The organism is [Flexibacter] sp. ATCC 35103, assembly GCF_001975985.1.
GTDB lineage: Bacteria > Bacteroidota > Bacteroidia > Flavobacteriales > Flavobacteriaceae > Flavobacterium.
Map to the genome: position 1 here is coordinate 232,229 of NZ_MTQF01000007.1, position 16,386 is coordinate 248,614.

Here is a 16,386-nt window from a genome sequence, read left to right on the forward strand (position 1 = left end):
TTTCTTTTGTTGTCTTTTTTTCTCCACAAATGACAAAACGCAAAAGACAGATTCACCTCCAATAAAAAAAAATATGATTCATAAAGTCGATACAGCAGCGGTTGATTCTTTTTCTGAGGATAGAATCTATAATGCGGAAGTCTTAGAAAGTATTTTCAAAAAACTAGAGGAGACTGAAAACTACAAAAATCAGAGAATAAGTATTGTGCATATTGGAGATTCTCATATTCAGGGTGATTTGATGACAAATGATATTAGAAAGAACCTGCAGCAAAAATTTGGAAATGCCGGTAGAGGATTTGTTTTTCCGTATCAGCTGGCTAAAACAAATGGCTCTTATAATGAACGTTTTTATTCGAATAGAGTTTGGGAAAATTATCGAAATATTCACCCATTCAAAAGTCGTCCTGTTGGTTTAAGCGGTATAGCGCTCTGGAGAGATAATGGAGGTTTTGCGGTAGAATTAAATATAAAAGATGCAGCTTATAAATTTAATTCAATACATATAGTTACCCCTCAAAATCAGAATATGTTTGATTTGGCAACATCATCCCAAACAAAAACAATTCAGTCTACAGAACGAAAAATAATAACACATAAAATAAAAAAAGGAGAAGCCATTTCGACAATTGCTGATAAATATAATATTTCAATAGCCGAAATTAAAAGAGAAAATCACCTTAAGTCAAATAATATTCGTGCGGGCAGAACGTTGAAAATTTTAACTAATGAAACAAAACCAAAGAATATTACAAGTTCAGAGTTTGTTACCTTAGATCTTGAATCAGATTCTTTTACTCATTCGTACCATTCAGATAGGCTGTTAGATAAAATTTACCTGATCCCGAATAAAAATGCAGATAAATATGAGCTTAACGGACTGGTTTTAGAAAAAGATGCACCCGGAATAATGTATAGCGGAATTGGGGTTAACGGAGCTAAATTTTCAGACTATAATAAGTATCCATTATTTTTTCAGCAATTAAAAGCCTTGCATCCGGATTTGTTAGTATTTTCTTTAGGAACAAATGAAAGTTATGATCACATGGAAGCTTCTGCCTACATAAAGGAATTAAGGGAGTTTATAAAAAATATAAAAGATCAAAACAGCAATGTTTCGATAGTGGTTATGACTCCGCCTCCTTCTTTACTTAAAGCAAGAAAGCCTAATGTATATATTCGCGATTATGCAAAAAGCATTCTTGAAATCGCAAAAACAGATGGTTTTGCAGTTTGGGATCTATACGATGAATTAGGAGGAATGGATGGGATACGAAATTTAAAATCTGCAGGATTAATAGGTCCTGATTGGGTTCATTATTCTAAAAAGGGATACGAGAAACAAGGAAATTTGTTTACAGAGGCGTTTTTAAAAGCATACGATAATTTTAAATTAAAAAATTAAGTTGATTACAACAGATAGCATAAATAATTGGTTTGTTCAAAATTTTGGTACAGTTACTTTAGAACAGGCTAAAAGTTGGTTTATATACAATCCTGAAGAAAAATTACTATTTAATACAGGCTTATTCTTAGGATTATTTCTTGTGTTTTATTTTGTGTATGCTTTCCTTCGCAAAACATTTTATTTGAGATTAACATATGTTATTCTCTTCTCGCTTTTCTTTTATTATAAGTCAAGCGGAATTTACTTTTTATTGCTGTTGCTTTCCTCAGTTGTAGATTATGGCTTAAGTCAGATCATTTACAGAGAAGCAAAAATCAGTAGAAAGAAAATTTATCTTGTTATAAGTGTGATCCTGAATTTGGGGTTACTGGGTTATTTCAAATACATGAACTTCATGATCGTTACTTACAACGATATGTTTCAGGGTAATTTCCAGCTTCATGATATTTTTCTTCCCGTGGGGATTTCGTTTTACACTTTTCAATCGATGAGTTATATTATCGAAATTTATCGTGAAGAAATTAAGCCAACAAAAAACTACATCGAATATTTATTTTTCGTTTCGTTTTTCCCGCAATTAGTTGCCGGACCAATTGTGAGAGCAAAAGACTTTCTTCCTCAGATTTACCAAAAATTAAACCTGACAAAGCAAGATGTAAACAACGCTTTGTTTTTGATTATTGGAGGTTTGATCAAGAAAACAGTAATCTCCAATTATATCTCAATAAATTTTGTTGACCGTGTTTTTGACACTCCAATGAATTATACGTCGTTCGAAAATTTGATGGCATCTTATGGATACGCCATTCAAATTTATTGCGACTTTTCAGGATATTCAGATATGGCAATCGGTATTGCCTTGTTGCTTGGGTTTAAATTACCAGCCAACTTTAGAACGCCATATAAATCAACATCTATCACAGATTTCTGGAGAAGATGGCACATTTCATTGTCAACCTGGTTAAAAGATTTCTTGTATATTTCGATTGGAGGAAATCGTGAAGGAACATTTGCAGGATTTTTATTCCCGAGTTTATTCTTCTTCGGATTATTACTTTGGGGAATTTCAAATGTAAATGAGAGTTTTATTCCGTTAAGTATTGCAATAGGATCGATTGCATTGTTTTGTCTGACATTTTTGCTATCAAAAAAGAAAAATCAAACCCTTGTAACCAACTTCAATTTATTTACCACAATGCTTTTAGGAGGACTATGGCATGGAGCGGGAGCACAATTTATTGTTTGGGGAGCACTACACGGATTAGCATTGGCGGTTCATAAAATGTTTATGGAATTTTTTCCTTCTAAAAAAGATGGTAAAGGTTCAAATTTCTTATGGACATTATTTTCTATCATAATAACATTTCATTTCGTAGTTTTCTGCTGGATCTTTTTCCGCGCCAGAGACTTCGAAACGGCATTACAAGTAATAAACAATATTGGACAATTAACATTTGAGCCAGAGCATTGGCAAGCAATTATTTTAGGATATAAAAATGTATTCTTATTAATGCTTTTTGGATACGTTTGGCACTTTTTACCGGAAGTTTTCACATCAAAAATGAAATTCGTTTTCGATAGAACTCCTTTAATAGGAAAAGCAATTATTCTGGGATTTGTATATTGGATTGTTTACGCAACAGCAGTTGCAGGTTCACAGCCTTTTATTTATTTTCAATTTTAAGCAGGATTAATTAATCTCGCAAAGACGCAAAGTCGCAAAGTTTTTTTCTTACTTATAGATTTAAACTTTGCGTCTTTGCGAGCAAAAAAACTTCGCACACTTTGAAGTAAAATCAAAACGTACTTTGTAGTTAAATAAAAATTGCCTGAAATATCTAATTAGATTATCTTTGCACTTCAAATAAAGAAAAAATTATGTTTGATAATTTAAGTGATAAGTTAGATAAAGCCTTCCATATATTAAAAGGGCACGGTAAAATTACAGAAGTAAACGTTGCCGAAACCTTAAAAGAAGTTCGTCGTGCCTTACTTGATGCCGATGTTAACTTTAAAATTGCTAAAGATTTTACTGCCAAAGTAAAAGAAAAAGCAATTGGTCAGGACGTTTTAACAACACTTCAGCCAGGACAATTATTGGTGAAGTTAGTAAAAGACGAACTAACAGAATTAATGGGTGGTGATGTTGCAGGAATCAATCTTTCCGGAACTCCTAGTGTTATTTTGATGTCAGGACTTCAGGGTTCTGGTAAAACAACATTCTCAGGTAAACTTGCCAACTTTTTAAAAACTAAGAAAAACAAAAAGCCACTTCTTGTAGCGTGTGATATCTACCGTCCTGCGGCGATTAATCAGTTGCACGTTGTTGGAGATCAAATAGGTGTTGAGGTTTACTCAGAGCCAGAAAATAAAAATCCTGTAGAGATTGCTCAAAATGCAATCAAACATGCAAAAGCAAACGGTTTCAACGTTGTTATTGTCGATACCGCCGGACGTCTTGCAGTAGATCAGGAAATGATGGATGAAATTGCTCGTGTTCATAAAGCAATTCAGCCACAAGAAACTTTGTTTGTTGTTGATGCAATGACAGGACAAGATGCTGTAAATACAGCAAAAGCTTTTAATGATATCTTAAACTTTGACGGAGTTATCTTAACGAAATTAGATGGAGATACACGTGGTGGAGCTGCAATTTCGATTAAATCGGTTGTAAACAAACCAATCAAATTTGTGGGTACAGGCGAGAAGATGGAAGCAATTGATGTTTTCTATCCGGATCGTATGGCTGAGCGTATCTTAGGTATGGGAGACGTTGTGTCTCTTGTAGAAAGAGCGCAAGAACAATTTGACGAAGAAGAAGCAAGAAAACTTCAAAAGAAAATCGCTAAAAACGAATTTGGTTTTGATGATTTCTTAACTCAAATTCAGCAAGTAAAGAAAATGGGTAATATGAAGGACTTGGTTGGAATGATACCGGGAGCTTCAAAAGCCATGAAAGATGTAGAAATAGAAGATGATGCTTTTAAACATATAGAAGCAATCATTCACTCGATGACGCCAATCGAAAGAAGCAAACCTGCCATAATCGACGTAAAAAGGAAAGCCAGAATCGCTAAAGGTTCCGGAACCAAAGTCGAGCAAGTAAATCAGTTAATGAAGCAATTCGACCAAATGAGCAAAATGATGAAGATGATGCAAGGTCCGGGCGGAAAAAACCTGATGAAAATGATGGGAGGCATGAAAGGAATGCCAGGCGGAATGCCGAGATAATAAAAAAAGTAAAAAGTTTCAAGTTTCAGGTTTCAAGTTGTGAGACTGAAATTTGAAACTTTTTTCATTATACTAAATATAATAAGTTTCGCTTTTAGCGTTAAACTTGAAACTTTAAACCTGAAACAAAAAACAATGCAACTACTAGACGGTAAAAAAACAGCTGAAGACATTAAAAACGAAATCGCAGCCGAAGTTCAATCGATAAAAGATGCCGGAGGAAAAGTACCTCATTTAGCAGCCGTAATCGTAGGAACAAACGGAGCAAGTTTAACTTACGTGGGAAGTAAAGTGAAATCTTGCCAGCAAATTGGCTTTGATTCAACTTTAGTAAGTTTACCGGAAGATATTACCGAAGAAGCTTTACTGGCAAAAATCAAAGAACTAAATGAAGATGACGATCTTGACGGATTCATCGTTCAGTTACCATTACCAAAACATATCGACGAACAAAAAATCTTATTGGCAATCGATCCTGATAAAGATGTAGACGGTTTTCACCCAACAAACTTTGGTAGAATGGCTCTGGAAATGGAAAGTTTCATTCCTGCAACACCATTCGGGATCATGCAGTTATTAGAGCGTTACAACGTAGAAACTGCCGGAAAACACACCGTTGTTATTGGTAGAAGTCACATTGTAGGTCGCCCAATGAGTATCTTAATGAGCCGTAAAGGAAATCCTGGAGATTCTACGGTAACTTTAACGCACAGTAGAACTAAGAATTTAGCTGAGTTCACTAAAAATGCAGATATCATTATTACAGCTTTAGGAGTTCCTGAATTCTTAAAAGCAGATATGGTTAAAGACGGAGTTGTAATCGTAGATGTTGGAATTACTCGTGTAGAAGATGCATCAAACCCAAAAGGTTACGTTATCAAAGGTGACGTTGATTTTGATGGTGTAAGCAAAAAATCATCATTTATCACTCCAGTTCCTGGTGGAGTAGGACCAATGACAATTGCGATGTTATTAAAAAATACGCTTTTAGCAAGAAAAATGAGAAGCGCGAAAAAATAATTCACTTCAAATAAATATAAACAAAGCCTATTCAATCGAGTAGGCTTTGTTGTTTTATATACTTTGGGCGTGACCGTATCCCGACAAGAGGGCAAACTTACTTTACGGTTATTCGCCCTCTTGTCGGGATACGGTCGGGCTATCCGCGCTACTTCGGTAGCCAGCTCCTATCCCTCACGCAACTTTGGGTGATGTGATAGTCCCAGCGGGACAATATACTTATAGAAATGTTTGAATTTAATTTATTAGAGCCCCATCGGGGTGACATATAAAAATCATAAAATATTTAATTTATAGAAATAACTCCACTAGGAGTTAAAGGTTAATAGCTAAAATATAGATTGCGAACCCACAAAATATCACATAGGGATTACACATTTTTAGATAATACAGATCTATTTAAACGCGTCGAAAAAAATCACAACAAAAAAATCCAATTTTAATACTTGTCAATTCAAAATAAAATATAACTTTGCATTACAAAGTACTTTATTTATGAATCAGAAGCACCAAGAAGATTTAGCACACATTCGTTCCATGATGGAGCGCTCTTCAAGATTTATATCCCTAAGCGGACTCTCAGGAGTTTTTGCAGGTTTGTCAGCATTGATTGGCGGATTGTACGTTTATCAATTATTCAAAGCAAACGGAATTGAATATTTTGGTGAAGAACAAATTGTTATTTCTTCAAGTTTAGTCTCACAATTGTTTTCTACAGGAGTGATTATTTTAGCTTTTGCTTTTATTTTTGGGCTAACTTTTACGATTAGAAAAAGTCGAAAATATGATTTGCCTATATGGACATCGGCAACAAAAAAAATGCTGTTCAATCTGGCAATTCCTCTTTTGGCCGGTGGTATATTTTGTCTGGCACTTTTACATCACGAAATCTATGGTTTAATTGCGCCAACTACTTTGATTTTTTATGGTTTAGCACTTATAAACGCAGAGAAATATACGTTTTCAGATATCAAATATCTGGGATTTTGTGAATTGTTTTTAGGATTTGTTTCCCTTTTTTATATTGGATATGGTTTAGTTTTTTGGATCGTAGGATTTGGTATTCTGCATATCTTGTACGGATTAATAATGTTCAAAAAATATAAATAATCCATACAATGGGAATTATTGATAAACTAAATAAAGATTTTGAAAGCCGTGTCAGATTGGGAATTATGTCCGTTCTGATGGTCAATGAATGGGTTGATTTTACTGAGATGAAAAACCTTCTTAATATCACCGATGGTAATTTAGCCAGTCATTCCTCAGCGCTCGAAAAATCAGAATACATCGAAGTTAAAAAAGAATTTGTGGGTAAAAAGCCTAAAACCTCTTATCAGGTGACACCCAGAGGACGTGCGGCCTTTAAAGAACACCTTTCTTACCTCGAAAAATTAATGAAATCGTAATAACTATATTTTTTTATCTAAACGCTTTGAAATACAAAGTACTTTTAAAATTGAAATCATGAAAAAACACCAAATTATTCTAGCCAGCAGTTTAATATTTACACTGCTTTTTTACAACGAGTCAGTAGGGGTAAACCTTGCTATTTTTGGACTATTATTAACTGGTTCAATCTGTTATTTCTTTCAGGATCGGTTTACAGACAGATCACATTTGATTCTGGTGGTTACCTCGGTTTTGTCTTGTCTGGCTTTTGCCTGGTACGGAGACTTTGCCTCTTTCCTTGCTTTGTCAATGTCAGTTCTTTTTTTGCAATTTAAAACGCAGGATTACAAGCTTAAAATAATACAGGTTTTTCCGCTTGTATTTTTAAACGGATTTACTTCAATAGGACGTATTTTTATGTTTAGCCAATGGCTTCCGGAAAGAAAAATCCATAATAATTTTGCTAAAAAACTAATTGCTTATTTTGTTATTCCAGCCATTTTTTTAACCGTCTTCTTTGCCGCATACTCTTTTGGGAGCACTCATTTCTCATCTTTGCTTACAGATTATACTTTAGATATTGATATCGTAGAAGTAATTCTAATAGGAGTTTTAGGGTTTTACATATCATTTAGTTTCTGGAATTATTGGGTACCGGATGTTTGTTATGATAAAAATTCATTATTGGATAATGATTTTGATGACATAACCGAAATCAAAAATCAAAAAACATTTTCATTTCTTGATCTTGACTTCGAAAGAAAAAGTGGCGAAATCACCTTAGTGCTTTTAAATTTTATGCTTTTAATTTTTATTGTAACCTATAATTATGAGCAGTTCTTTGAAGTGATAGAAAAATCAAACCTAAGTGCAGATACTCACGAGAGAGTAAATTCAGTAATATTTTCGATTGTTATGGCAGTTGGTTTAATATTATTTTATTTTAAAGGCGGATTCAATTTTGATAAGAAAGCCGCTAATCTTAAAAAATTAGCAAAAATCTGGATTGTCTTAAATGGATTTTTAATTTTAAGTACCATTATTAAAAATTCAGAGTACATTTCGGTTTTTGGTTTAACCTATAAACGATTAGGTGTTTATGCTTTTCTCATTTTGGCGATTATAGGTTTAGTTTTTGTTTTTCTAAAAATTACCAAACAAAAAACAAATGCATATCTGGCAAATCAAATGGTCTGGTATTTTTACGGAACGGTTTTATTGTGCAGCTTTGTAAATTGGGGAAATCTAATTACCAATTATAATATATCAGTCAACAAATGTGTTGAGCCGCTTTTTTTGAGTGATTTGAATTTTAATGATGAAGCCCGAAGAGACTATTTTTCAAAACTTCATTTAGATGGACAATTAATTGAAATTAAAAAAGAAGAGCAAATTGATAAATATCAAAACAAAACATTTCTGTCAAAAGCACTCTATTATGAGTTTTTGAATACTAAAAAGTAATTTATTACTGAAACCGCCTTTTGTAAAAACTTTAGGTGGTTTTTTAATATTTAATTATAATTATAAACTTTTGGTTCTTAAAAATAAAAGATACTTTTGCACCACTTAAAAAAAACTTCTCCAATGGACGATTATTATTCGTTAGTATTAAATTAAAATAGCTTTTGAATTATTTCAAAATGCTATGATAAAACCCTGCAATTTTGAAATGAAAGCCTTTTACAAAAACAACAACGGATTAATCGAGACTCCCGAATGGACTCCAAACTGCTGGATTAACATTGAATCTCCTTCAGAAACAGAAAAAAAATACTTACTCGAAGAACTTCAAATTCCCGAAGCTTTTTATAATGATATTGAAGATATCGACGAAAGACCTCGTATGGAAGCTGAAGATGGCTGGACTTTGTTTATCATGCGTATTCCGGTGAAAAGTAATGATGTTAAACTGCCTTTTCAAACTATTCCTTTAGGATTAATTTTTAAAGAAGATGTTTGTGTTACCATTAGTTTTTATGAAACAGAAATAATTTCTGATTTTGTACAATATACCAACCGAAAAAACATCCACATAAAAGATAATTTCGATCTTGTTTTAAGATTGTTGTTGTCCTCAAGTGTTTGGTATTTAAAATATCTGAAACAAATCAATCAAAAGATAAAACTGGCCGAAGATAATTTAGAGAAATCAATCAAGAACGAAGAATTACAAGCGCTTTTGCAAATAGAAAAATGTCTTGTATTCTTTATAACTTCTTTAAAAGGAAACGATGTTTTGTTTCACAGGATTAAAAATCTAAAAGCCCAAAGAGAACATTTTGATCAGGATTTATTAGAAGATGTTGATATCGAAATTAGTCAGGCACAAGACACGGCAAATATTTACAGCAATATTTTAACTGGAATGATGGATGCGTATGCTTCGGTAATTTCGAACAACATGAATAATATTATGAAGCAAATGACTTCGATTTCTATTATTTTAATGATTCCTACTTTAATTGCCAGTTTGTATGGAATGAATGTGCCAAATGGTCTGGAAGAAAGCAAATACGGCATTTGGATACTTCTTTTAGTATCCGTTATCTTATCAATTTTTGGTGTTTTTCTATTTAAAAGAAGAAGATGGTTCTGATAAAATAATTCATAAAAGCATTATACAAAAAAAAGACCCTTTCGCTGAAACGAAAGGGTCTTTTTTTATAGGATCAATTTAGTAATCGCCTTTTTTCTTAAATCTAGGATCATCCTTTGATATAAAATCTGTTCGTCGTTTTGGAACATCATCTTTGGATAAAAAATCAGTTCTTCGTCTAGGACTTTGAGGTTCAGGTTTTGGTAAACTTGCTTCTTCGGTTTTGCTTGATGGTTCAATTAAATGATTTAATTCTTTAATTTCATCATCTGTCAAATCACGATAACGGCCCACCGGAACATCAAGCGAAATGTTGATAATACGGATACGTTTAAGCGCCGTTACGTCATAACCCAGGTATTCGGTCATTCTACGAATCTGGCGGTTTAAACCCTGCGTTAAAATGATTTTAAACGTAAACTGACTAATTTGTTCTACTTTACATTTTTTAGTCACAGTATCCAGAATCGGAATACCATTTCCCATACGTTGTATAAAACGTTCTGTAATAGGTTTATTTACTGTTACTGTATATTCTTTTTCGTGATTGTTTCTGGCGCGTAAAATCTTGTTTACAATATCGCCATCATTCGTCATGAAAATTAATCCTTCACTCGCTTTATCCAAACGTCCAATTGGGAAAATACGTTTTGGATAATTAATATAATCCACGATATTATTGCGAACTTCAAGATTGGTTGTACATTCAATTCCAACCGGTTTATTAAAAGCGAGGTAAACCAATTTGTCATGTTTCTCAACAATCAATTTTCCGTCAATACGCACTTCGTCATTTTGCGAAACTTTAGTGCCCATTTCAGGCACAACACCATTTATTGTTACGCGTCCTTCTTCAATAAGTTTATCAGCTTCACGGCGGGAACAATATCCTGTTTCACCAATAAATTTATTCAGACGTTTTAAATTCTCTTCCATGATGCAAAAGTAGGCAAAAATTCGATTTTAGAGTTTAGATTTCTGATTTTAGATTGTTGGGCCATTTTGAAACGAGCAAGTTCTTAAATAAAAACTTAACAACTTAGCGACTCAGAACCTTAGCAACTAAAAAGAAACCTTTATCCGTGATAAGAGGAACTGTCCTCCGGAGTTTCTTCTCTATCGAACATTCCGTAATCCCGTACAACGGTTGCAATTCTTAAATGATAATCTTTAAAAACCTCATTTCTGCCTTTTTTCTGAGCATGACGATGCATTTCAAGATTTCGCCATTGCTGGATACTTTCTTCATTTTTCCAAAAAGACAAAGACAAAACTTTATCAGGGTTACTAAAACTCTGAAAACGTTCTATCGAAATAAAACCTTCTATATGGTCTAATTCAGGTCGCAGACTTGCTGCAATATCTAAATATTCTTCTTTTTTTCCTTCGTTAGGAACTACTTCAAAAATTACAGCTATCATATTTTGTTGTTTAATTATTGTACCGAAATCCATATGTTTTTAGGTAATCTGGCATTAATCATCGGTTCATATTCTATATTATTTTCTAAAAGGGCAATCGTTTTATATTGTTCATATAAAAACCATAAAGCTTCAGTTGCGAGATGAGTCGAAAAGTGTTTTGCTACGCACCTATGTCCACCAACACCAAAAGTTAAGTGCTCATTATTATTAAAGCGTTCTATATCGAAATCTGATTCGTTTTCGAATTTTTTAGGGTCACGATTTGCTGCTGCAAGAATTACCACTATTTTTTCACCTTTTTTAATTGTTGTTTCTCCTAAAGTAATATCAATATTTGCAATTCGCCTTGTATTGTGAATTGGTGGATCAAATCGCAGAGTTTCTATAATAGATTTTTGTATTTCTGTTTTATTATTAAAGGTTTGATAATCTATAATTTGTAATAATAAATTACTCAAAATTCCTCTTCCCGCATCATAACTCTGAATAAACAATCCTATTACATTACTAATAGTTATCTTTTTTATTTCGTCAGGCGGAAGAACTTTAGCTTTTGATATTTTATTGAAAAAATGATTGTAGAAATCTAATTCTGAAAGTTGTTTTTCGGTAATTAAAAATAAGGTTTCAGAAATTTCATTTATGGATTTTATCTGTTTTTCAGTTTTGTCCGGGAGCATTATTTTGACCAAAACTTCGATTTCATCTAATACAAAAGCACAATCATTTGCTGCAAAACCAAAACTTTTTAAAACAACCAGAAGCGGTAATTTTTTACAAACCGAATTTACCCAATCGATTTTATTTTCGATTAAATCATCTTTTATTAGTTGCGAAAGAATTGTATTAATCTCGACAGACTTCATGTTCTGAAACAACAAATTGGCAATTTCGCGATTTATTTCATGCTGAATTCCATTTGATAATCTTGTTAAGTTAGTCAAAATGTCTAATGCATGTTTGTTTAGTTTCTGTTCGTTATTCAAATTGATGACCGGAATTAAGGCTTCAGGATTTTTTAGGATTTCAACACAATATTCATAAGAGTAAATCGCCCATATTTTATTGTCTTCGTCCCAATATATCGGGTTTTTATTCAACATCGATTGATAGAGTGAATAAGGATCTTGAACATCAGATTGAAGGAATAAAGTAGAAGTCATAGTAGTATCTTTTTAGCAAAGTTATCTAACTTTACAAATCAATACTTCATTCTATATTTAACTGTGATACTTAAATGGAAGATCAATTTATAAAAGCAGCAACATTAATTGGTGATGCTACAAGGGCAGCAATCATGTGGACATTGTTAGACGGAAGAGCTTTTACAGCCACAGAACTTTCGGTTGCCGTAAATACATCTCCGCAAAATATGAGTATGCATTTGAGTAAACTTCTTGAGGCAGATTTACTTGCTGTAGAAAAACAAGGCCGACATAAATATTACAGATTTTCTAATAAAGAAGTTGCGTATGTTGTTGAAGCAATGGCAAATCTTATTCCGAAGCCTGATATCCTTTCAAAAAAGAAAGTCGAAAATTATCCTCCCATAAAATATTGCAGAACGTGTTATGATCATTTGGCAGGGAAAATAGGTGTTGCTTTAGCAGATAGTTTAGTGCAGCAAAAAATAATTATCGAAAAGGAAAGTGCTTTCGAAATTAGTACGGAAGGAGAAAAATGGTTTTCGGATTTCGGAATTAATCTGGAAGATGCCCAAAAACAAAAACGAATATTCTTAAAACCTTGTCTCGACTGGAGCGAAAGACGATATCATATCGCAGGTTCAATAGGAACTTTGTTATTGAATAAAATGCTGGAGCAAGACTGGATCAGAAGAACGGCAAATTCAAGAGCAATAATAATAACCGGAAAAGGAGAAAAAGAGTTGTTTAAGAATTTTAAGATTGTTGTTTAATTTTCCAATCTTGTGATTCTGAGTTATGAAGTGTCATGGTAAGAAACGAATGTAAATAATTGATACGCGGATGACGCAGATTTGCTTTGTAAAAACGCAGACTAAAACGGATTTTTTCATGATTTTTTCTTCATAGTTTTTTAATCTCAATCTTGTCATCCTGAGCGAAGTCGAAGGATCATGAGTAGCTCGACAAAGATTAACTAATTTCTTTGCTGAGTTTCTAGCATTCCTTCGACTTCGCTCAGGATGACAAAGTAAAACGTTGGAATAAAAAACTTACAGTCTTAGCGACTTAGTGGCTCAGAACCTTCAGTAAACAAAAACTCAATTACTTTCTCATACAATTCATCATCATGCATTCCGTGGCCTAAACCTTTGGTTTCGATAAATTGACTGTTTTTCCAATTACTGGCGATTTTTTTACCTTCTTCAAAAGCAACAATTTTGTCTGAAGTATCATGAGCAATAAAACCAGCAACATTAAATTGAGAAGCGAATTTTTGCCCGGAGAAATCGCTAATTTTAAAATTGAAACGATTAATGAATTTAGTTTCAAGAAGTGAGAACATTTTGGTGTTCAGACTCAACATCGAAATATAATTGTCGATCAATGTTTTTAAATCTGATGGAGCTCCCAGAATGACCATTTTATTAATACTCGTATTCGGGAATAAATATTGAAGGTAAACACAAGCCGCTCCACCAATTGAATGACCAATAATAATTGTAGGCTGATATTTTTCTACCGCTTTGTTTATGAATTCAGCATAAAGCGGAATATTAAATTCTTTGCCGCTACTTTGTCCGTGAGCCGGAGCATCAATAGCAATAATCGTACTTCCTGATTTTTGAAGATGTGGTAATGTTTTTTTCCATCGAGATGCGTTACTTTCCCAACCGTGAACTAAAAGAATTTTGGTTTCGTTCCCTTTCCAGATATAGGTTTGAAAATGGTGCTCGTTATGATGAAACGTTTCTGTTTCTGTATTCTTTAGTATTTTGGGTAAGCTTTCTTTTTGTAACCTTCCAATTCTGGGCTGGCTAAAAAGTGCGTAAGAAAGTGCAACAGCTTTTTGCGGACGAACATAACTCAGGAAGTTAATATATGATCCAACCGATTTTAACGTAATGAAACGAATTCCTTTTTTAATTCCCAAAACTTAAATTTTTTCTAAAGATAAAAAATGTTTTGCCACAGATTAAAATGATTTTCAAGATTAGTAAAAAATACAGATCAGTTTAATTTTTTTAATCTGTGACAGAAAAATAATGACAAAAAAAAAGTCCCGATTAAATCGGGACTCGTATTAGAATTTAGAGAACAATTGTTCCATTTTTTCTTTTTCTTCTTCAGCTAATGCGCTGTCGACTAAGATTCTTCCAGAGTGCTCATCAGTAATGATTTTCTTTCTGGAAGCAATTTCTACCTGAGTTTGTGGCGGAATAGTAAAGAATGATCCTGCAGAAGCTCCTCTTTCGATAGATACTACAGCTAAACCGTTACGAACACTAGTTCTGATTCTAGTATAAGCAGCTAATAATCTTTCTTCGATCTGACCTGAAAACTCAGCTGATTTCTCAGACAAGAAGATTTCTTCTTTTTGAGTTTCAGCCATAATAGCGTCTAATTCAGATTTTTTATGTTTTAAGTGCGAACTTTTAGCGTCAAGTTTTTCTTTTAAATTAGAAATAACTTCTTTTTTATGTTCGATAGAAGCTTTCATTTCTTTGATTTGCTTTTCAGCCAATTGAATTTCTAATTCCTGAAATTCAACCTCTTTAGTCAACGAATTAAATTCTCTGTTATTACGAACTGATTCTTGTTGTTTTGTGTATTTTTTGATAACCTCTTTGTGCTCATCAATCGCATTTTTCTTCGTTTTGATAAGATCTTCAATAACCTCAAGTTCACTTTTCAGTTTCTCTGAACGCGTGCTTAAACCTGCAACTTCATCTTCTAAATCTTCCACTTCTAAAGGAAGTTCACCTCTCACGTTTCTGATTTCGTCAATTCTAGAGTCAATAAGCTGTAAATCGTATATTGCTCTTAACTTGTCCTCAACACTTAATTCTTTCGTATTCGCCATATTCTATAAGTACTTAACTGGATTTGTATTTTCTTCTGATAAAATGATGGCAAAATTAAGGATTTTTTTTCGAAGATAATCAACAATATAGTTTTTTGTATAGCGTTCGCTCTCAAAATGACCAATATCGGCTAAAAGTAGTCGGTTTTCTGCTTCATAAAACTGATGGTATTTTAAATCTGCGGTCAAAAAAGCATCGGCTCCAGCCATGATTGCATTTTTTATGGCAAAACTTCCTGATCCGCCCAAAACGGCAACTTTCTTGATTTTTTTTCCTGTAAAGACAGAATGGCGAATTCCATCCGCAATCATTTTATCTTTTACAAAAAACAGAAAATCCTTCTCATTCATTTCAGTTTCAAACTCACCAATCATTCCTAAACCAATATTCTGGTGAGCGTTTTGTAAATCATAAATTTCATAAGCCACCTCTTCGTAGATATGATTAGCAAAAAGCGCTTTGAGGATTTTAGATTGTAAGTGTTTTTCGAAAACAACTTCAATTTTTATTTCGGTTCCCGTATGTAGTTTTCCTTTTTCTCCAATTACGGGATTACTGTTTTCATTTCCTTTAAAGGTAAAAAAGCCTTCGGTATTAAAACTGCAATTGTCATAATTGCCTATAGTTCCGGCACCAGCTTCAAAAAGTGCATTTCGAACTTTCTCAGAATTATCCGGAGTGGTATAAGTCACTAGTTTTTTGATATAGTTTTGCTTGGGAATTAAAACCTTAGTATTCGTTAAACCTAAAGCATCGCAAAATATCTTGTTAACTCCAGCCGAATGATTGTCCAGAGCGGTATGCACAGCATAAATCGCAATGTCGTTTTTGATCGCTTTCAAGATGGCACGTTCTACATAATTTTTACCCGTGATTTTTTTAATTCCAGAGAATAAAATCGGGTGAAAACAAACGACAAGATTGCAATTTTTAGCAATAGCTTCATCAATTACATTTTCTAAAGCATCGTGACAAACTAAAACTCCTGTGCTTTCTGTCTCTAAATTGCCTACTAAAAGACCAACATTATCAAAATCTTCGGCGTAAGCCAAAGGTGCCATTTCTTCAAGAACTTCTATTATATTTTTGATTTTCATTTTTTTGCTTTTTGTTTCAGGTTTTATTTGTTTCAAGTTTCATGTTGCTTAGAAAATCTTGAAACTTAGAATCTGAAAGGAATTCATAAAACAAATTAACGAAAAATATTATATCTGGTAATACTTATTGTTACTAATGGTAATACTTATTGTTACTAGTGATAATACATTATATTACTAATGGTATCAATTTTGTATCTTTGTGT

At 33.1% G+C, this 16,386-nt stretch carries 15 protein-coding genes; 9 read left to right on the plus strand and 6 right to left on the minus strand.

Annotation, left to right across the window (positions count from 1 at the left end):
* Positions 1-73 precede the first annotated feature (73 nt).
* The 8 genes from BXU01_RS16250 (at position 74) to BXU01_RS16285 (ending at position 9,650) form a co-directional block, all read left to right on the plus strand.
* Positions 74-1,405: a GDSL-type esterase/lipase family protein gene (locus tag BXU01_RS16250; RefSeq protein WP_255373784.1), complete on the plus strand. Its 1,332-nt coding sequence runs from the start codon at positions 74-76 to the stop codon at positions 1,403-1,405.
* 1 nt (position 1,406) lies between these two features.
* Complete coding sequence (locus BXU01_RS16255) at positions 1,407-3,092, plus strand: MBOAT family protein (RefSeq protein WP_083694161.1); 1,686 nt, start codon at positions 1,407-1,409, stop codon at positions 3,090-3,092.
* Positions 3,093-3,286: 194 nt separating this feature from the next.
* Positions 3,287-4,639: a signal recognition particle protein gene (gene ffh, locus BXU01_RS16260; protein ID WP_083694162.1), complete on the plus strand. Its 1,353-nt coding sequence runs from the start codon at positions 3,287-3,289 to the stop codon at positions 4,637-4,639.
* A 135-nt stretch (positions 4,640-4,774) separates the two neighbouring features.
* Entirely contained in the window at positions 4,775-5,659 is an 885-nt protein-coding gene (locus BXU01_RS16265; RefSeq protein WP_056255237.1) for a bifunctional 5,10-methylenetetrahydrofolate dehydrogenase/5,10-methenyltetrahydrofolate cyclohydrolase, read from the plus strand.
* 495 nt (positions 5,660-6,154) lie between these two features.
* Positions 6,155-6,769, plus strand: a complete 615-nt coding sequence (locus BXU01_RS16270; RefSeq protein WP_083694163.1) for a hypothetical protein — start codon at positions 6,155-6,157, stop codon at positions 6,767-6,769.
* Positions 6,770-6,777: 8 nt separating this feature from the next.
* Positions 6,778-7,068 (plus strand): transcriptional regulator, encoded by a 291-nt coding sequence (locus BXU01_RS16275; protein WP_055093284.1) that lies wholly within the window; start codon positions 6,778-6,780, stop codon positions 7,066-7,068.
* A gap of 58 nt (positions 7,069-7,126) precedes the next feature.
* Positions 7,127-8,515: a DUF4173 domain-containing protein gene (locus tag BXU01_RS16280; RefSeq protein WP_083694164.1), complete on the plus strand. Its 1,389-nt coding sequence runs from the start codon at positions 7,127-7,129 to the stop codon at positions 8,513-8,515.
* A 208-nt stretch (positions 8,516-8,723) separates the two neighbouring features.
* Positions 8,724-9,650, plus strand: a complete 927-nt coding sequence (locus tag BXU01_RS16285; protein WP_083694334.1) for a magnesium transporter CorA family protein — start codon at positions 8,724-8,726, stop codon at positions 9,648-9,650.
* A 78-nt stretch (positions 9,651-9,728) separates the two neighbouring features.
* On the opposite strand, the gene rluF is transcribed toward BXU01_RS16285, so the two are convergent.
* From rluF to BXU01_RS16300, 3 genes are all read right to left on the minus strand, one after another.
* Positions 9,729-10,586 (minus strand): 23S rRNA pseudouridine(2604) synthase RluF, encoded by an 858-nt coding sequence (gene rluF, locus BXU01_RS16290; protein ID WP_083694165.1) that lies wholly within the window; start codon positions 10,584-10,586, stop codon positions 9,729-9,731.
* 140 nt (positions 10,587-10,726) lie between these two features.
* Positions 10,727-11,071: an antibiotic biosynthesis monooxygenase gene (locus BXU01_RS16295; RefSeq protein WP_083694335.1), complete on the minus strand. Its 345-nt coding sequence runs from the start codon at positions 11,069-11,071 to the stop codon at positions 10,727-10,729.
* Positions 11,072-11,085: 14 nt separating this feature from the next.
* Positions 11,086-12,237 (minus strand): cytochrome P450, encoded by a 1,152-nt coding sequence (locus BXU01_RS16300; protein WP_083694166.1) that lies wholly within the window; start codon positions 12,235-12,237, stop codon positions 11,086-11,088.
* A gap of 74 nt (positions 12,238-12,311) precedes the next feature.
* On the opposite strand from BXU01_RS16300, the gene BXU01_RS16305 reads away from it, so the two are divergent.
* On the plus strand, positions 12,312-12,992 hold the full coding sequence (locus BXU01_RS16305; RefSeq protein ID WP_083694167.1) for a helix-turn-helix transcriptional regulator: 681 nt from the start codon (positions 12,312-12,314) through the stop codon (positions 12,990-12,992).
* 287 nt (positions 12,993-13,279) lie between these two features.
* Here BXU01_RS16305 and BXU01_RS16310 read toward each other — a convergent pair whose 3' ends face one another.
* The 3 genes from BXU01_RS16310 to BXU01_RS16320 form a co-directional block, all read right to left on the minus strand.
* Entirely contained in the window at positions 13,280-14,152 is an 873-nt protein-coding gene (locus tag BXU01_RS16310; RefSeq protein WP_083694168.1) for an alpha/beta fold hydrolase, read from the minus strand.
* A gap of 150 nt (positions 14,153-14,302) precedes the next feature.
* Entirely contained in the window at positions 14,303-15,082 is a 780-nt protein-coding gene (locus BXU01_RS16315) for a zinc ribbon domain-containing protein (RefSeq protein ID WP_083694169.1), read from the minus strand.
* 3 nt (positions 15,083-15,085) lie between these two features.
* Positions 15,086-16,180 (minus strand): Nif3-like dinuclear metal center hexameric protein, encoded by a 1,095-nt coding sequence (locus BXU01_RS16320; RefSeq protein ID WP_083694336.1) that lies wholly within the window; start codon positions 16,178-16,180, stop codon positions 15,086-15,088.
* Between the last annotated feature and the right edge of the window lie 206 nt (positions 16,181-16,386).